This window comes from Micromonospora sp. NPDC006766 (assembly GCF_040636055.1).
Classification (GTDB): domain Bacteria; phylum Actinomycetota; class Actinomycetes; order Mycobacteriales; family Micromonosporaceae; genus Micromonospora.
The window spans coordinates 79533-94743 of record NZ_JBEYIX010000001.1; the positions used below are offsets into that span (position 1 = coordinate 79533).

General features: G+C 71.0%; 26 protein-coding genes. 25 read left to right on the plus strand and 1 reads right to left on the minus strand.

Features of this window, described 5'->3' with window-relative positions; genetic code table 11:
• Window position 1: 1 nt before the first annotated feature.
• The gene (locus tag ABZ671_RS00470; RefSeq protein ID WP_357848907.1) at window positions 2-238 is read right to left on the minus strand and encodes a hypothetical protein; all 237 of its coding nucleotides are present in this window, start codon (window positions 236-238) and stop codon (window positions 2-4) included.
• A 107-nt stretch (window positions 239-345) separates the two neighbouring features.
• Here ABZ671_RS00470 and ABZ671_RS00475 point away from each other — a divergent pair, with 107 nt between their 5' ends.
• The 25 genes from ABZ671_RS00475 to ABZ671_RS00595 all read left to right on the plus strand — a co-directional run bounded on the left by ABZ671_RS00475 (window position 346) and on the right by ABZ671_RS00595 (window position 15160).
• Window positions 346-765 (plus strand): hypothetical protein, encoded by a 420-nt coding sequence (locus tag ABZ671_RS00475; RefSeq protein WP_357848909.1) that lies wholly within the window; start codon window positions 346-348, stop codon window positions 763-765.
• Entirely contained in the window at window positions 762-1277 is a 516-nt protein-coding gene (locus tag ABZ671_RS00480) for a hypothetical protein (RefSeq protein ID WP_357848911.1), read from the plus strand. Before ABZ671_RS00475 ends, ABZ671_RS00480 begins: the two co-directional genes overlap by 4 nt.
• The gene (locus tag ABZ671_RS00485; protein WP_357848913.1) at window positions 1274-1483 is read left to right on the plus strand and encodes a hypothetical protein; all 210 of its coding nucleotides are present in this window, start codon (window positions 1274-1276) and stop codon (window positions 1481-1483) included. Before ABZ671_RS00480 ends, ABZ671_RS00485 begins: the two co-directional genes overlap by 4 nt.
• A complete protein-coding gene (locus tag ABZ671_RS00490; RefSeq protein WP_357848916.1) occupies window positions 1480-1782 on the plus strand; it encodes a hypothetical protein in 303 nt (100 codons plus the stop codon). The genes ABZ671_RS00485 and ABZ671_RS00490 overlap by 4 nt, the downstream gene beginning before the upstream one ends.
• A complete protein-coding gene (locus ABZ671_RS00495; RefSeq protein ID WP_357850563.1) occupies window positions 1782-2858 on the plus strand; it encodes a hypothetical protein in 1077 nt (358 codons plus the stop codon). Before ABZ671_RS00490 ends, ABZ671_RS00495 begins: the two co-directional genes overlap by 1 nt.
• Window positions 2859-2872: 14 nt before the next feature.
• On the plus strand, window positions 2873-4084 hold the full coding sequence (locus tag ABZ671_RS00500; RefSeq protein WP_357848919.1) for a hypothetical protein: 1212 nt from the start codon (window positions 2873-2875) through the stop codon (window positions 4082-4084).
• Window positions 4081-5040 (plus strand): hypothetical protein, encoded by a 960-nt coding sequence (locus ABZ671_RS00505; RefSeq protein ID WP_357848922.1) that lies wholly within the window; start codon window positions 4081-4083, stop codon window positions 5038-5040. The genes ABZ671_RS00500 and ABZ671_RS00505 overlap by 4 nt, the downstream gene beginning before the upstream one ends.
• Before the next feature lie 76 nt (window positions 5041-5116).
• Window positions 5117-5989, plus strand: a complete 873-nt coding sequence (locus ABZ671_RS00510) for an exonuclease domain-containing protein (RefSeq protein ID WP_357848925.1) — start codon at window positions 5117-5119, stop codon at window positions 5987-5989.
• Window positions 5986-6519, plus strand: a complete 534-nt coding sequence (locus ABZ671_RS00515) for a hypothetical protein (RefSeq protein ID WP_357848928.1) — start codon at window positions 5986-5988, stop codon at window positions 6517-6519. The genes ABZ671_RS00510 and ABZ671_RS00515 overlap by 4 nt, the downstream gene beginning before the upstream one ends.
• Window positions 6516-7025, plus strand: coding sequence for a hypothetical protein (locus ABZ671_RS00520; RefSeq protein WP_357848931.1), 510 nt, complete (start codon window positions 6516-6518; stop codon window positions 7023-7025). Before ABZ671_RS00515 ends, ABZ671_RS00520 begins: the two co-directional genes overlap by 4 nt.
• A gap of 13 nt (window positions 7026-7038) precedes the next feature.
• Entirely contained in the window at window positions 7039-7533 is a 495-nt protein-coding gene (locus tag ABZ671_RS00525; RefSeq protein WP_357848934.1) for a hypothetical protein, read from the plus strand.
• Entirely contained in the window at window positions 7530-8087 is a 558-nt protein-coding gene (locus ABZ671_RS00530; RefSeq protein WP_357848936.1) for a hypothetical protein, read from the plus strand. Before ABZ671_RS00525 ends, ABZ671_RS00530 begins: the two co-directional genes overlap by 4 nt.
• The gene (locus tag ABZ671_RS00535) at window positions 8084-8569 is read left to right on the plus strand and encodes a hypothetical protein (protein ID WP_357848938.1); all 486 of its coding nucleotides are present in this window, start codon (window positions 8084-8086) and stop codon (window positions 8567-8569) included. Before ABZ671_RS00530 ends, ABZ671_RS00535 begins: the two co-directional genes overlap by 4 nt.
• Entirely contained in the window at window positions 8569-9222 is a 654-nt protein-coding gene (locus ABZ671_RS00540) for a RusA family crossover junction endodeoxyribonuclease (RefSeq protein ID WP_357848941.1), read from the plus strand. Before ABZ671_RS00535 ends, ABZ671_RS00540 begins: the two co-directional genes overlap by 1 nt.
• A complete protein-coding gene (locus tag ABZ671_RS00545) occupies window positions 9215-9640 on the plus strand; it encodes a hypothetical protein (protein ID WP_357848944.1) in 426 nt (141 codons plus the stop codon). The genes ABZ671_RS00540 and ABZ671_RS00545 overlap by 8 nt, the downstream gene beginning before the upstream one ends.
• Window positions 9637-10035: a hypothetical protein gene (locus ABZ671_RS00550; RefSeq protein WP_357848947.1), complete on the plus strand. Its 399-nt coding sequence runs from the start codon at window positions 9637-9639 to the stop codon at window positions 10033-10035. The genes ABZ671_RS00545 and ABZ671_RS00550 overlap by 4 nt, the downstream gene beginning before the upstream one ends.
• Entirely contained in the window at window positions 10035-10208 is a 174-nt protein-coding gene (locus tag ABZ671_RS00555) for a hypothetical protein (RefSeq protein ID WP_357848950.1), read from the plus strand. Before ABZ671_RS00550 ends, ABZ671_RS00555 begins: the two co-directional genes overlap by 1 nt.
• 56 nt (window positions 10209-10264) lie before the next feature.
• Entirely contained in the window at window positions 10265-10522 is a 258-nt protein-coding gene (locus ABZ671_RS00560) for a WhiB family transcriptional regulator (RefSeq protein WP_357850566.1), read from the plus strand.
• Window positions 10522-11223 carry an HNH endonuclease signature motif containing protein gene (locus ABZ671_RS00565; RefSeq protein WP_357848953.1) on the plus strand — a complete coding sequence of 234 codons (702 nt, stop codon included), beginning with the start codon at window positions 10522-10524 and terminating at the stop codon, window positions 11221-11223. Before ABZ671_RS00560 ends, ABZ671_RS00565 begins: the two co-directional genes overlap by 1 nt.
• Window position 11224: 1 nt before the next feature.
• Complete coding sequence (locus ABZ671_RS00570; protein WP_357848956.1) at window positions 11225-11725, plus strand: single-stranded DNA-binding protein; 501 nt, start codon at window positions 11225-11227, stop codon at window positions 11723-11725.
• Window positions 11725-11931 carry a hypothetical protein gene (locus ABZ671_RS00575; protein ID WP_357848959.1) on the plus strand — a complete coding sequence of 69 codons (207 nt, stop codon included), beginning with the start codon at window positions 11725-11727 and terminating at the stop codon, window positions 11929-11931. Before ABZ671_RS00570 ends, ABZ671_RS00575 begins: the two co-directional genes overlap by 1 nt.
• Before the next feature lie 3 nt (window positions 11932-11934).
• Complete coding sequence (locus ABZ671_RS00580) at window positions 11935-12615, plus strand: hypothetical protein (RefSeq protein ID WP_357848962.1); 681 nt, start codon at window positions 11935-11937, stop codon at window positions 12613-12615.
• A 78-nt stretch (window positions 12616-12693) separates the two neighbouring features.
• Window positions 12694-13350 carry a hypothetical protein gene (locus ABZ671_RS00585; protein ID WP_357848965.1) on the plus strand — a complete coding sequence of 219 codons (657 nt, stop codon included), beginning with the start codon at window positions 12694-12696 and terminating at the stop codon, window positions 13348-13350.
• Entirely contained in the window at window positions 13347-14858 is a 1512-nt protein-coding gene (locus ABZ671_RS00590; RefSeq protein WP_357848968.1) for a hypothetical protein, read from the plus strand. The genes ABZ671_RS00585 and ABZ671_RS00590 overlap by 4 nt, the downstream gene beginning before the upstream one ends.
• An 83-nt stretch (window positions 14859-14941) precedes the next feature.
• Window positions 14942-15160: a hypothetical protein gene (locus tag ABZ671_RS00595; RefSeq protein WP_357848971.1), complete on the plus strand. Its 219-nt coding sequence runs from the start codon at window positions 14942-14944 to the stop codon at window positions 15158-15160.
• Window positions 15161-15211: the final 51 nt, after the last annotated feature.

The window sequence follows — 15211 nt, forward strand, 5'->3', positions numbered from 1 at the left end:
GTCAGTCGGTGTCGCGTTGACCGCGCGGGCTGGTGAGCCCGGCTGCCTTGAGGATCCGGCCGACGTGGTTCCGGTCGTAGGGGACCTCGTCCTGGATCTCGGACGGCCGCCAGTCGAGCCGGCGGGCGTCCACGATCGCCTCGGCCAGCTCGATGCGTTCGGCCTCGTGCCTGCGGACGCGGGCAGCAGCGCGACGGAGCCGGTCCATCGCGGCCTTCTTGGCGGCGTCCTCAGTCATGCCGGCGAGTATGCCGCATCGTGTTGCAACTTGTCACCCCACGCCGTACGCTAACCTCATGACGTTGCAACATTGGGTTGCAACGGTGCGCCGCATTGGAGCTGCCCGTGACCACCGACTTCCGTCCTGGCGAGCTGGTCGACGTCGTCATCCGCGCCGCTCGGGTCATCGAGCCGAGGCACACCGATGACACCGCTCTGACCCTCGCCTACGCCGAGCCCCAGCCCGGCATCTTCGCCACGCTCTGCATCGACCACTTCGACGCGAAGCGTGTCGAGATCACTCGGGTCGCCCCCGCCGAGTGGCCGCCGCAGCCCGGCGATCTGTGGCGCAGCGCGTTTGGGCGTCTCTGGTTCGTCTACAGCTACGTGAACGGCGAGGGCCGCAGGGAGCAGCGGTTCACCCCCGCCGACGACCGTGCCTACGGCGGCAACCCCTGCACCCCGGAGGCGCTGCTGAGCCAGGAAGGCCCGCTGACCCTCGTGCACCGGGAGCACCGCGACGACGCGGACGGCGCGGACCTGTGACCGCACCGCTGACAGCCGGCGTGGCACCTGGCGTGGACATCTACTTCTGCGGCATCTGCGGCACCACCGTCGCCATCCCCGGCCTCTGCGGCGACTGCCAGGCCAGACTTGACGCCAAGGCCGCCGCCGAGCACGCCGCCCAGACCCGCGCTCTCGCTGGCGACCCGATCGCCGAAGCGATCCGCGCCCACCTCGACACCCTCACCGGGGCGGAACTCCGGGTCGCCGAGCACCGGGCGCAGATCCGCACGGGCAACGCCGGGCGGTGCGCGATGGACATCAAGCGGCTCGTTGACCTCGGAACTCTGACGCAGTCGTCGCTGGACGCGGCGGGCGACGAGTTGGAGGCCGCCCGATTGGTGCTCGGTCTGGTGCATGAGGCGCAGCAGATCGACTTGCAGCGCCAGCGTGAGGCGGAGGCCGCAGCGCTGGCCGAGGAGTGCCGCGACTGCGGTCCCGAGGGCGCGACCGGTCCCGTCTGCGACGACTGCGGTCAGGACGCCGGCCTGTGACCGCGACGACGACCCGGCCCGCCGGCAGCACGCCCGCCGGCACCGCGCCTGCACCGACCGTCTCCGGCGGGCCGGTCGTCGTCGCCTACCGCCTTACCTGCCCGTACTGCCTGCTCCGGCCGATGCCCGGCCTTCTGGCCGGTAGCTGCGACTCCCCCGGCTGCATCAGCGACTTCCTCAACGACGACGCGAGGTACGACCAGTGACCGACCACGACAACCCCGACTGGACGCCGCTGCGGAAAGTCATCCCCGCCGCCGATCTGGACTACTGGATGTGGATGGGCCGCAGTTCCGCCGACGACGGCACCACCATCGAGCAGTACAAGCACCGTCAGACCCGGGGTTACCTCAACCTCAGCACCGACGGCCAGGCGTGGCTGATCCGTGGGAACGCGGACGGCTGCACCCCGTTCTGCGGTGAGACACACGAGCACCGCCCCGACTCGCCGCCGACCGTGGAAGCGGTGTCGATGGAGACGGCACGCGAGTGGGCGTGGATCTGATGACGATCACCGCCGAAGCACCAGCCGCGCCGGCCACCGTCTTCCACGGCGTCGAGGAAATCGACGACAACCGGTGGTACCTGATCGGCAACCTGCGGCTCATTTCCTCCTCCACCGTCGCCGGGGTCATCAGCAAAGACGCCCTCGTCCGGTGGGCCGCCAGCCTCGCCGCCAAGGCCGCGTTCGCCGAGCTGCCCACCATCGTCGTCGCCTCCCGCGTCAAGCCCTGCGGGAACACCGGCAGCAAATGCGCGGGCGAGGGCGGCCACGAACCGGCCGCCCGGTGCGAGCGGTGCCCCTGCCAGCAGTGCAAGGCGTGCATCGCCCGGTGGATCGCTAACCGGCACGTCGAGCACACTGCCCGCCGCGCCGACGAGGGCACCCGCGTCCACGACGTCGCCGAGTGGTGGTCGTACCACGGGGAGATCAAACCCTATGACGCGGACATCGCCCCGTACGTGAAGTCGTTCGAGGCGTTCGTGGCCGAGTACGGGCTGACCCCGGACGACTTCCTCGTGTCTGAGGCGATCGTGGTCAACCGGGAAGCCGGCTACGCCGGGACCTGCGACGGCATCGTCATCTTCCACGCCGACCGCACGGACGCCGCCGCGAAGCTGGTCGCCCGCGTGACCGGCATCCCCGCGAAGCAGGCCGCGAAACGCGGCATCACCGTCGTGTTGGTCATCGACTTCAAAACCCGCGAGGGCGAAGGCCCGCAGTTTTATCCGCCGCAGGCGTTGCAGCTCACCGGCTACCGGCACGCCCAAACCATCCGCATCAAGAACACCGACGTCGAGCAGCCGATGATCCCCACCGACGGGGGCCTGCTGGTGCAGTTGCGCCCCGATGGGGTGACGGCCCGGCTGGTGCTGACCGATGAGGACACCTACCGGGACGGGTTCCTGCCCGCCCTGGCCACGGCGAAGTGGGTCATCGAGCGGGGTCCGGCGGCGGTCAGTTCGCGCACGTTCGTCCTGCCGGAAACCCTCGCCGCCCGGCGCCGCAAGGCCGCCCGCGAGACCCCCGCCGCCGGGGACGCCCCGGCCACCGAGTCCATCAGCCACCCCGCCGCCTGAATCGAGGTACCACTATGCCGATCAAGGATTTGCAGCGACGCCTGACACAGGTCGGGGTGATCCGTCTCGGCCAGCAGCTCGTCAGCAAGGGGGGCAAGAACTACCCGGCGAAGCTGGAAACCCTGCGGTTCACTAGCCCGTCGAAGTCGCTGATCGAAGCGGTGGCCGCGTTGCTCGGCGGCCAGGTGAAGCCGTGGGAGTTCCAGGGCCCACAGTTCGAGGTGATCACCAACGCCCGGGAGATCCGCGTCCTCGTCCCCCCGCAGCAGATCGACCCGAACTATGAGCTGTGGGGCAACGGCTTCCGGGCGCGTATGTGCGACGGGGAGACCGAGCGCATCCGGCAGAAACCCTGCCTGTGCGCGCCGGTCAAGGCCGCCGCCCAAGCCGCGGGCCGCGACTTGAAGGCGGGCGAGGTGTGCAAGCCGACCACCCGCGTGTCGCTGATGCTCGCCGACGTGCCGTCCCTCGGGACGTGGAAGCTCGAATCGCACGGATGGAACGCCGCCGCCGAACTGCCGATGCTGGCCGAGGCCATCGCCAACGCGCGGCAGCCGATCCCCGCCCGGTTGGAGATCCAGCGGCGGGAGAAGAAACTGCTGCACCCGAATAAGCCGCAGGACAAGCAGGTCGAGTCGCGGGTATTCATGGTGCCGGTCCTGCACTTCGACTTCGTGACCCCGGCGCAGGCGTTCTCCGGGCAGATCGGGGCGGCGGCTGCTGCGGCGCAGCGTCAGGTTGTGGCCGCGCAGCTCGCCGCGATCGGGGCGGCCCCGGCTGACGCCCCCGGCGATGGGGACAAGTTGACGCCGGGTGACGTGATCCGCCTGGCCCCGCGTACGACCACGTTGGAGGCGTTGCAGGCGTTGTGGAAGGACGCCCACCGGGACAAGGCGTTGACCGATGAGTCGGTGGCGGTGTTGACGGAGCAGGCCGCGAGGTTGGAGGCCGCCCGCAAGCAGGCCGCCCAGACCCCCGCCGACGCCCAGCCGGCCGCGTCCGAGCCGCCGGCTGCCCCGCCGGCCGGTGAGCCGATCGACGCCGAAGAGGAGCCGAACCCGACGGCTCTGTGGGTGCAGATCCAGGCCGCCGCCGGCACCCGGGGGTGGAACGCCGAGGGCATCGAGCAGCGGCTCTACGACCGGTTCAAGAAGACGTCGAACGAGATAAACGGCTTCGACATGGCCGCGTTCCTCGCCGAGGTTGAGAAGGGCGAGATCCAGTGACCGCCGACGACCGGTATCTGACGGTCCGCGACGGCCGGGGCGCGTCCCTGGTGTTGGAGCGCGACGACGACGGTTCCCTGTCGGCGTGGATCGCCCCGCCGGGTGGCAACGACGGCCCGTCGGTGTTCCTCGACAAGGAGACGCGCGCCCAGGTGGCCGCGTTCCTCACCGAGGGCAAGAGCGAGGAGACCCAGGCCGAGGTCATCGCCGCGCGGCGGAAGCACATTCAGGACACCGCCCGGTGTGTCGGCTGCGGCGGCACCCTGACGGACTGCAAGGCGAACCGGGGGAAAGACCCGAACGCGCCGGCATGGTTCGGGTGCTGCGCGCGGGGGACCGCCCTCGGGCCGTGCCGGCATGAGGTGGACGCGGGGGCGCTGCTGGCCCTACTCGGCGAGATCGAGGCCGGTGAGGTGCGCAGCGTCGAGCAGGTCACCGAGGAGGATCGGCGGTCGCGGGCGGCGCGTACCGGCATGTCGTGGTTCGACTACCTGAACCAGGACAAGGTGTGGCAGCCGAAGGGCAAGCCGCCGGTGGCGATCGCTGACATGGACCCGGAGTGGCGGTACAACGCGGCCCGCTGGTTGGAGAGCGGCTGCGTGAAGATCGGCCACCGGTACAGCTTCGACGCCCGCGCGTGGCTGCTGGTGCAACTGTCGTCGCCGCTCGGCCCGTCCGAGAACGCCGCCGACGCGATCGAAGGGGACATCGATCGGGAAACCGCCGAGATCAAGCACGACCCGGTGGCGTGGATCCGCACTACCGCGCTGTACCGGGCGCTGGTGGCGGGTTTGCCGACCAAGCCGAAGAAGCTGACCGCCCTAGCGGAGCGGGCCCGGCACTGGTCAACCTGCCCGGCCCGGAACGGCGACGCGAACTGCCGGTGTGAGCAGATCCGCGCCGCGAACGACGAGCGGGAGACGGCGCAGCCTGCGGACGCGGACGGTGTGGCGTGACTGGAATGCACAGGCGACACGGGTGGGAATGCCGGTCTCGCGAACTCAATGGCCAGTTCAGCCCGGGGAGCGCGCGATGAACGTTTTTGCCGGCCCCATGATGGCCGCCGACACCGAGTCGACCGGCGTGGACGTGGAGAACGACCGGATCGTCACCGCGACCACCGCGCTGATCCGCCCCGGGCAGCCGCCGGCCGTGGCCGCGCACCTGATCGCGGTCGACGTGGACATTCCGCAGGCCGCGACGGACGTGCACGGCATCACCACCGAGCACGCCCGCGCCAACGGCCAGCCGGCGGTGAAGGTGCTCGACCAGGTGGCCGCCGACCTTGCTGCGGCGATGCTCGACGGCATCCCGGTGGTCGGCTGCAACCTGGCGTTCGACCTGACCCTGCTGGACCGGGAGTTGCGCCGCCACAACCTGCCCACCCTGCCGGACCGGCTCGGCCGTGACATCGGCCCCTGCATCGACGTGTTCGTGTTGGACAAGGCGGTCGACCGGTACCGGCCTGGACGACGCCAGCTCACCGCCCTGTGCGAGCACTACGGGGTGCGGTTGGACGGCGCGCACGACGCGACCGCCGACGCCCTGGGGGCGGCCCGGGTCGCGTGGCGGATCGGGCAGCTCGGCGCGGGCGACCCGGACGTGCTGTTCAGCCGGTACGCGCACCGGCCCCGGCAGGCCCCGCACATCGTGCGCGGGCTGGCCCGGGTCGCCCGGATGTCTTTGGACGAGTTGCACGCCTTCCAGCAGGCCGCCTACCGGGAGCAGGCGCCCGGCCTGGCCGCGCACTTCCGCCGGAAGGCCGCCGAGATCGAACACGAGGCCGCCGCGACCGGTGAGGACGGTATCCGGGCGGCGGCTGCCGAGGAAGCCGAGGAGCTACGCCGCCGGGCTGACGACGTGTCCGGGGAGTGGCCGATGCGCCCGTGGATGGAGGCGGCGTGAAAGCAGTGTCGGACAAGCAGCGCGCCAAGCTGGCTGCCGCTGGTATCACTCACCCGTACTCGACCCTGACCACGAGGTCGACGCTGGCCCGCAAGGACGGCCCCACCCGCACCGCCTGCCTGGACCGCAAGCCGCAGGTGAAGGTGTCCCGCCCGGCGGACACGGGTCCGACGCCGGAAACGGTGGCGGTGGTGGGCGAGCGGGACCAGGGCTGCTGCGTGCGCTGCGGGAAGCCGCTGCGGGGTGACCGCGGGTTCGCGTGGTCGGTGCAGCACCGGCGGGCGAGGCAGGGCCGGGACCTGCGGCCGGACACGAACCAACCCCACAACCTGATCTTGTTGTGTGGGTCTGCCACAACCCTGTGCCACGGCTGGGTCGAGTCCAACCGCAACGCCGCCCGCGCACACGGGTGGGCGATCCGGCAGACCGACGACCCGGCCGCCCGGTTCGTCGACCACGCGATCCACGGCCGGGTGTGGCTCCTGTCCGACGGTGGGATCTCCCACCGGGCACCGGAGTTGGCCGCATGACCGTCGACTACCGGCTGATCGTGACCGGCTCCCGAGGCTGGGACGACGTGGCCACCTTCGGCACCGAGATGGCCACCGTCGCCCAGGCTGCCCGGTACGCCGGCTGCGACCGCCTGGTGGTGGTGCACGGTGCCTGCTACCCGCCCGAGACCCGCGCCACCCGGGTACGGCCGCTGCGGTCGGCGGACTGGCTGGCCCACCTATGGGTGGTGCACCAAGGCCCGTCGCAGCCGCTGCCGGTGGTCGAGGAGCCGCACCCGGCCAACTGGTCGGCTGCGTGCCGGCCGGAGTGCCGCCACGGCGGGCGCCGGATCCACGGTTCCCGGTCGTCGTGCCGGGCTGCCGGCGACTACCGGAACCTGCGGATGGTCGAGCGCGGCGCTGATTCCGGGCTGGCGTTCTGGGATGGCCGTTCGAAGGGCACCCGCCACTGCATTCGGGCGATGGAGGCCGCCGGCATCCCCGTCCGCGTCATCAAACCCGCCCCCACCCACGACGAGCACTGAGGAGGACCCGCACATGGATGAGAAGACATACGGCCCGGCCGTCGAGGTCGAGAAGGCCGTCTTCTGGGTGGTCGCCGCTGAACGGCACACCCGCCAGGAGGACCCGCACGCCGACGCCGCGTCGGAGCACGCGGACGAGCTACTGGCCCTGGCCTGCCGTGACCTGGTTGACGCGGTCAACGCGGGTGACCCCCGGGAGTGGCCGATCGGCTGGGCGTGCGGTGAGGTCGGCACCGGCTGGCCGGGCGGCACCGCAGGCGGCCCGGTCCACACGGAGCCGTGCCGGCTGCGGCCCAACCACGACGGCGGGCACGACTGGGAGATCGCGGAGGACGCCAAGCCGGCCGGGTACATCGTGCTGCTGCGCGAGCACGGACGCTGGACGGACCACTGGGACGGCACGGTGCACCCCGACCGGGCTGAGGGTGACAGGTCGTTGGCGGAGGCGCGAGCCGCCGGGTATGAGGCCATCCTGACCGCTGCCGTGCCGGTGGAGGCGGGCCGGTGAGCTACCAGACCCGCGCCTACGACAACGAGCACGGCGACCCGGTCGTGGTCCTCGTCGCCGACGGCACCCACGACGTCGGCCGCCTCGCCGGCCTCCTCGCCTCGGGCAACTGCGAGCAGAGCGACCTGGCCCGCACGATCCTGCGGCAGGTCCGCCGGCACAACGGCGGACGGGCCGCGTTGCAGATGCTCGCCGCGCACGGCGGCCCGGACCTGCTCCACGACGTCGCCAAGGTAGAGGCCGAACACGAGGCCGAGTACCTGGACGTCATCGCGGCGACCCGGCAGATGGCGAACGACGCTAACGCGGCGCTGCGGGCGAAGCTGCTCGCCGCCCTCGGGATCGACGATGACGGGGAGACGCCGCTGGCTGGCTACGTCGACCAGCTCATCGCCGAGCGGGACGCGCTGATGGCGGCTCTGCGGTTGCAGGCCACCGTGATCGTGCGGGCGAATGAGTGGCGGGCGCAGTTCGAGAAGCCGGTCCAGTGGCCGCGCCAAGCCGCTCTCATCGCCGCCCTGGACGCCCTCAACGAACAGCAGGCGTCGGCATGACCCACGCGCTGGCCACCGTTGAGCACGCGATCACCGTGCGGCAGCCGTACGCCCAATGCATCGCCATCGGCCGGAAACCGGTCGAGAACCGTGGCAAGCCAACCCAGCACCGGGGCCCCATCGCCATCCACGCCGGCCAGGCCGAACACGAGCACGGCAAAACCGACCCCCGGGTCATCGCCCTGTACGGCGCTGACCCCACGGTGGGCATGGCGCGAGGCGCGGTCATCGCGGTCGCCAACCTGGTGGATTGCCACCCGGCGGAGGACCGAGGTCCGGGCCGGACGTGCTGCGAGCCGTGGGGCGCCGCTGTCTACGTGACGAAGGCGAAGGCAGTCCCCGCGTTCCATCTGGTGTTCGCCGACGTGGCGCTGCTCGCCTCGCCGGTGCCCGCGCGTGGGTCGCTGTGGTTCCCGTGGGTGATGCCCGCCGACGTGCAGACCGCCGTCCGGGCGCGGCTCGCCGAGGCGGTGACCCGCTGATGGCCGTCAACGCCGTGCATCTCGTCGTCTACGGGCTCCCCGCCCCGCAGGGCTCCAAGTCGTTCAAAGGCATCAGCGAGAAGACCGGCCACGCCATCTTGGTCGAGTCGTCCAAGGGCGTAAAGCCGTGGCGGGAGGACGTCGAGACCGCCGCCCTGCGACTGATCGCCCGTATGTCCCCCGCCGAGCGTCGCTCCCTGCCCCTCGACGGGCCCCTCATCGGCCGGGTTGTCGTGACCATGCCGAAGCCGAAGAACGCGCCGAAGACCCGCACCACCTACCCCGACCGGTACCCCGACCTGTCGAAGCTGCTGCGGTCCACCGAGGACGCGATGACCACCGCCGGGCTGTGGAAGGACGACGCCCGGGTCATCACCTACGAACGGCTCAGCAAGGTCTACCCGGGCGAGGACCCGGAAGCCCTTGCCCGGCCGGGCGCGGTCATCACCGTCCGCCGGCTCACCGCCTCGGATGCGCCCGGTGTCGGGCTGACGTCGACCCCGGCGGTCGAGGTCGACCATGCCGCTGTCGCCGTGGAGGCATTCCGCGCCGCGCTCGAACACATCCGTGAGGCGGACCCATCCGGTCAGGCCGGACGCATCGCCGCCAACGCCCTGCTCGGCTACGCGACAAGGGAGGCCGCCCGTGGATGACGTGGCCCTGTTCGACGACGCCGCGTTTCGGGTCGAGCCTGCCATGGCCGAGCCGGTGGGGAAACTGTCCGCCGGCCGGCGTCGCACCCAACGGCAGAGTCAGGCGCTCACCGCCCGGGTGCACCCGCTCGGCCTGGCCCTCGGCCGGACCCTGCGGCTGCACCCGGACGCCCCGCCCGCCGACGACCGGCAGGCCCCCGGCCCGCGCTGCGGTTCCTGCTGGTACCGGCAGGTACTTGGGTACCACGGCCGGTCGTACGCGAAGTGCACCGCCGACGACGGCTCCCGCGTGAGTCACGGGGCGGGCACCGACGTCCGCGCCTGGTGGCCCGGGTGTGTCGACCACTCCCCCGGCGACACCAGCCTGAGCCCCGACGCCGCCCGGCACATCCCCGACCCGGCGGAGGTGACCGCGTGATCGCCGGCACCACCTACCTGCTGCGCGGTGAGCCCGTCACCGCGGTCATCGCCTGGCGGCAGCAACGCGGCACCGAACGCCTCGACTGCGGCCCGCACCTGGCACTCAGCCCGTGGACGCCGAAGAACGTGCTCATCCGACACGAGGACGGCACCGAGGTCGTCCGCCCGTTCCGTGGCCTGCGACGACCTGCGATGACCGAAGGGAATGGCGTGATGGCCAGCTCAGGGATATGGCCCCAGATCGCCTGCCCCGGCTGCGGCCGGGAGAACACGAAAGTCGCACCGAGTGCAGAGCGGATCGCCCGGCACACCGACCCCTCCACCGGTGACCAGTGCAGCAGCTCCGGCCGGCAGATCGACCTGTACGGCACCACCGGCGAGGAGGCCGCCTGATGTTCCAGCCGGATCACGCCACCGACCGCCCGTTGATTGACCTCGACCTGGGCCGCGCCCACCAGTACGGCTACCCCGACCGCCGGTTCATCCCCGCCGGTCGGGGTGAGGGCTGGCCCGCGTTGCCCGACACGACCACGACCCGCACACCCGGACAGGAGACCCGACCATGAGCCGCCGATCCACCCATGGCCTTAGTACTGCCGCGACTTCCGCCGACCACGGCGGTATCGACTGGCGGCACGACGCCGTCTGCCGCGACGAGGACCCGGAACTGTTCTTCCCGATCGGCGCTGGCGACTCCGGCCCGTACCTGCGGGGCGTCGAAGCGGCGAAGGCGGTGTGCCGGGGCTGCCCCGTCACCGGCCAGTGCCTTGCCTGGGCGTTGGAGTCCGGTCAGGAGCACGGCGTGTGGGGCGGCATGTCCGAGGAGGAACGCCGGGCGGTCAAGCGCCGGGGTGGCCTCCGTGTCCTGCGAGCGGCCTGATGGTCACGGCTCCCACACCTGTCCCCGACGTGGTCAGCGCCCAAGGGCTCACCGGCTGCGTTGAGGACGGCGGGGCGTGCGGACAGAAGATCGTCGGCCGTGGCCGGTGCCGTAAGCACTACGTGCGTTGGTGGCGACGTACACGCGGCGCCGAGGTTGCGCCCGCGCTCGGCCTGAAGACCAAGACGCCGCACGAACGGTTCTGGGACAAGGTCGGCATCGGCAGCGCGTCGGAGTGCTGGCCCTGGGGCGGAAGCGCCGACGACAAGGGGTACGGGGAGTTTTACGTCTCCCCTGAACGCGGGACGGTGCCTGCCCACGCATATGCGGTTGAGGTCGCAACCGGCCAGCAGTGCCCCAACGGGCTTGAGGCGTGCCATCGGTGCGACAACCCGCCGTGCTGCAACCCCGATCACCTGTACTACGGCACCCGGCAGCAGAACGTCAACGACATGTGGTCCCGCCTGCGTGCGCCCCGTGGGTCGGCACGCACGCAGGCAAAGCTCAACGAATCCGCCGTCCTGTCCATCCGCACGAGGTTCGCGGCCGGTGAGTTGAGTACGCACCTCGCTGCGGAGTACGGCATTGCTGACTCGCTGGTCAGCCGAATCGTCAATGGCCGCGCCTGGCATCACGTCGGCGGCCCAACCGGCACGCACGGCAAGCCTGGACGTCGCCCGCTAAACAGAAAGGTGGTCTGAAATGGCCGGAGATACATCAATCACTGTCATTGGCAACCTCGTGGATGATCCTGAACTCAGGTTCACCCCGTCGGGTGCGGCGGTCGCCAAGTTCCGCATCGCCTCGACACCCCGACAACTGGACAAGGCGTCCGGGGAGTGGAAGGACGGCGAGCCGCTGTTCCTGGCCTGCACGATCTGGCGGCAGGCCGCCGAGAACGTCGCCGAGTCGTTGCAGCGCGGCGCCCGGGTGATCGTGTCCGGTCGGCTGCGTCAGCGGACGTACGAGACGAAGGAAGGCGAGAAGCGCACCGTCATTGAGTTGGAGGTCGACGAGATCGGCCCGTCGCTGCGCTACGCCACGGCGAAGGTGCAGAAGATGTCCCGCTCCGGCGGCAGCGGTGGTGGTGGTGGCCAGGGCGGCGGCGGCAACTTCGACGACCAGTGGGCGTCCGGTAGCCCGGCGCACGGACGCTCCGGCAGCAACGGCGGCGGCAACTTCGACGAGGAGCCCCCGTTCTGATGGCCGGCACCTCATCCAACAGCAGCGCCGGAGGTTCGCTCGGCTTCGCCGGTGCGCTCACCATCGCGTTCATCGTCCTGAAACTGACCGGCGTCATTGGCTGGTCGTGGTGGCTGGTGCTGGCCCCCATCTGGATCAGCGCCGGTCTCGCCGCCCTCATCGTGGCGGTCGTCGTCCTCATCGCGCTCACCCGAAAGGGGTCGTAACCCGTGGCATACGACACCGTGTTCGTGCCGTCCGGTGACTTCACCGGCCTGCTCGCCGATGTGATCCCGTTGGCCGGGCAGGACAAGGAGATCCCCGAAACGTTCGCCGTCCGCGTGCAGTGGGACGGCGAGCAGTTGCACGCGATGGCCACCGACGACACCCGCATGGGTGTGTCGTCGTGGCACCCGGACGACTTGCCCGAGGCCGCCGAGCAGGAAGGCGTGTTCGCCCGCCGGGGCGGGCAGTGCCGGCCGTGGTCGGTGGTGATCGGCCTGCCCGACGCGGCGCTGATGGCGAAGACGTTCAAGGTCAGTGAGAAGAACTGGTGGGTTCCCCTCGCCCTCGACTACGTGGAGGGCATCACCGACACCGCGAAGCTGCGGGTGGCCCGTAACACCGACTGCGGTATGCCGGGCCTGTCGATGACCGTGCTCGACCGGCCGGTGGACCTGCCCGACGTGCGGAAGCTGCTGGACGTGGTCCCGCCCGAGCGGGAGGTGTCGCGGATCAAGTTCAACGGGGAGTTGTTGGCCGGGTTCGGGCAGGTGCGGCAGCGCGGCGGCGGCCTTGAGTTCACGTTCTCCGGCCCGGACTCGATGACCCTGGTCACGGTCGGCGAACGGTTTAGGGGCGGTATCCAGCCTGTCCGCGCCGAGCGTCGCCGGCTCGCGTCCGTCGCCTAACCACCTCGGGGTGGCCGACACCCGATCCCGGCCCGGCCGCCCCCCACACCCCACCAACAACGGAGAAGGAGAAGACCCGTGTCCAAACCCGTAACCAACGCCCTGCTGCTCGTCGACAAGTCCGGCTCGATGGGGCCGCTCGCGTCCGACGTACGCGGCGGGTTCAACAGCTACGTCGACGAGTTGCGCGCCGACACCGACCGGGAGTACCGGCTGACGGTCACCCTGTTCGACAACGAGATCACCCCCCTGTGCATTGCGGCCCCGCTAGGCGAGGTGCCGCAGCTCACCGAGGCCAACTACTGGACGCGTGGCATGACCGCCCTGCTGGACGCGGTCGGCGAGACCATCACCGGTTTCGAGGCGACCACCACGCTCGGCGAGCAGGACCGGGTGCTGCTGGTCGTGCACACCGACGGGCAGGAAAACCGGTCGCGGGAGTACACCAGGGAACAGATCGCCGGCATGATCCGGCAGCGGGAGGCCGGCGGCCGGTGGTCGTTCATGTTCCTCGGCGCCGGCCCCGACACCTGGCAGCAGGCCGGGGCGATGGGATTCAGCCGGGCGTCCACCGTGGCCCTCGACGCGTCGGGCACGGCCACGAAGGGCAGCTACTCGGGTCTGGCCGCCGCCACCCGTAGCTACTCGCGGGGCGGGTCGGCCGCCGACAGTGCGGTCACGGTCGCCGACGCCGCCGGTGGGTACGTCCCCGGCACCAGTGGGGGGCCGGCGTGACCCGCACCGTCAAAACCCTGCTGGCGGTCGGTGTGCCCGCCGCCGCCATCGCCTGCTGCGCCGCAGCCGCCCCCTACTACACGACGATCGCCGTGTGGGAGCTGCGCTCGTGCCTGCCGCTGCTCGGCGTCCTCGCTGCTGTCCTGGTCGGGGCGGTGGTCTTCGGCGCGGTCGGCCTCGCCCGCGACAACGACCTCGAAGGCATCCTCGCCGTCGCTGGCGCGGTCGCCGGCTTGGGTGCCGGCATCTTGTGGGCGGCGCACACCAGCTACGAGCAGGACCGCACCTACCTGTCCTCGATACGGGTCACCTCCGATCCGGTGCCGACGTTGGCGGCCCGCGCCCCCTTCCAGGTGGGTGAGGCGCAAGCCCGCCCCAACCTCGGGGATACCTCCGGCACGATCGTGGACACCACCTACCTACCCGGTGAGGACCGGTACGCGACCCTGGTGGAGCGGCGCGGCTGGCTGTCCGGGTATGAGGTGGCGTACACGCAGCACATCCCGCTACAGGGCCGGGGTGAGGCCGACCGGAAGTGCGGTTTCGACCGCGACCGGGCCGGCGCCCGCGTGAGCGGCTACTTCGGCCACAACCTGGGCCGGCTCATCTCCGAGAAACAGCGGTGGGTGCGGTTCGACAGCGGCGACGTGTACGCCTACTGCCAGAGCGACGGGCATCCGATCGTGGTGGTGCCGTTGAAGCGGCAGACCGGCGTGTGGGTGACCACCGAACGCCCTGCCGGGGCGGCCCTGTACGACGGGCAGACCGGTGACTTGACCATCACCACCGACACGGCCGGTATCCCCGGCCCGTCGTACCCGCTGTCGCTGGCGAAGACGCAGCGGGAGGCGACCGCGGCCTCTGGCGGCTTCTGGGATTGGGTGTTCGGCCGGGCCGGGTGGGAGACCTCCGACGATGAGACGAACGCCGAGAACAGTTCCGAGTTCACCCTGTCGGCCGGCGGTAGTCCGGTGTATGTCACCCCGCTGACCGGTCGGGGTTCGGCTACGGCGATCTCGGTGGTGGCGGTGGTGCCGGCCCGGCATTCCGGGTTGTCCCTGGCCCCGGTGAGCGTGCACAGGATGTCCCCGGTGTGGGTGTCACTGAAGGCGATCGAGGACAAGATCCGCGCCGACTATCAGGACATCCCGAACTGGCAGAACATTCACGTCTATGAGGTGTCCCCGTCCGGTGGGAACGGGTGGGTGGCCACACTCGGCACCGGCCAGAACGTGCTGTACCGGGTCAGCGGCACCGGTGACCTTCGCGGGGACAAGGCGACGTGCCTGCTGCGGGCGGACGGTACGACGGTCCGCTGCGGCACCCTCGCCGGGGTCGGCGGTAACGGGGTCGGCACCCAGTACGGGACGGACACCCCCGGCGGTCAGGGGTCGCCGCCGCCGGCTGGTGATCTGCGGCGCATGTCGGACGCCGAGCTGGCGAACCTGCAACAGCGGGTCGCGGCGGAGGCGGCGTGCCGGCTGGCGAAGACCTGCAAGGCGGGCTGAGGCGGGTTCGTGTGGGGCGCGGTCTGTCTCTGGCGGGCCGCGCCTCACCCATGCACACCGCAAGATCGAGAGGAGTTAATGGCATGGTCGTACTGCTGCCCCAGACCGCCCCCAACCGGCCCGACACGAACACCCCCGGCGAGGTCGAACACTACTACTGCTGCGACGAGAACGTGGCGATGTGCGGCCTGGACCTCACCGGAGCCCCCGAGGTAGAGCCGGGCGGCGGCCCGGTGTGCCCGCTGTGTCATCTCGCCTGGGATGAGGGCAGGCCGTGCCCGGTGCCGGGGTGCCGGCCGTGACCGGGTGGAAGCCGGGCAGCCGGCCGACGCTGGTTCCGCCGCCGGGGTTTG

What these genes read in the sequence shown, in the direction of transcription:
- ABZ671_RS00535 (WP_357848938.1), top strand. Translation starts at nt 8,084, where the DNA reads ATGACCCACGCGCTGGCCACCGTTGAGCACGCGATCACCGTGCGGCAG.
- ABZ671_RS00495 (WP_357850563.1), top strand. Translation starts at nt 1,782, where the DNA reads ATGACGATCACCGCCGAAGCACCAGCCGCGCCGGCCACCGTCTTCCAC.
- ABZ671_RS00540 (WP_357848941.1), top strand. Translation starts at nt 8,569, where the DNA reads ATGGCCGTCAACGCCGTGCATCTCGTCGTCTACGGGCTCCCCGCCCCG.
- ABZ671_RS00510 (WP_357848925.1), top strand. Translation starts at nt 5,117, where the DNA reads ATGAACGTTTTTGCCGGCCCCATGATGGCCGCCGACACCGAGTCGACC.
- ABZ671_RS00520 (WP_357848931.1), top strand. Translation starts at nt 6,516, where the DNA reads ATGACCGTCGACTACCGGCTGATCGTGACCGGCTCCCGAGGCTGGGAC.
- ABZ671_RS00470 (WP_357848907.1), bottom strand. Translation starts at nt 238, where the DNA reads ATGACTGAGGACGCCGCCAAGAAGGCCGCGATGGACCGGCTCCGTCGC.
- ABZ671_RS00500 (WP_357848919.1), top strand. Translation starts at nt 2,873, where the DNA reads ATGCCGATCAAGGATTTGCAGCGACGCCTGACACAGGTCGGGGTGATC.
- ABZ671_RS00595 (WP_357848971.1), top strand. Translation starts at nt 14,942, where the DNA reads ATGGTCGTACTGCTGCCCCAGACCGCCCCCAACCGGCCCGACACGAAC.
- ABZ671_RS00565 (WP_357848953.1), top strand. Translation starts at nt 10,522, where the DNA reads ATGGTCACGGCTCCCACACCTGTCCCCGACGTGGTCAGCGCCCAAGGG.
- ABZ671_RS00555 (WP_357848950.1), top strand. Translation starts at nt 10,035, where the DNA reads ATGTTCCAGCCGGATCACGCCACCGACCGCCCGTTGATTGACCTCGAC.
- ABZ671_RS00570 (WP_357848956.1), top strand. Translation starts at nt 11,225, where the DNA reads ATGGCCGGAGATACATCAATCACTGTCATTGGCAACCTCGTGGATGAT.
- ABZ671_RS00575 (WP_357848959.1), top strand. Translation starts at nt 11,725, where the DNA reads ATGGCCGGCACCTCATCCAACAGCAGCGCCGGAGGTTCGCTCGGCTTC.
- ABZ671_RS00525 (WP_357848934.1), top strand. Translation starts at nt 7,039, where the DNA reads ATGGATGAGAAGACATACGGCCCGGCCGTCGAGGTCGAGAAGGCCGTC.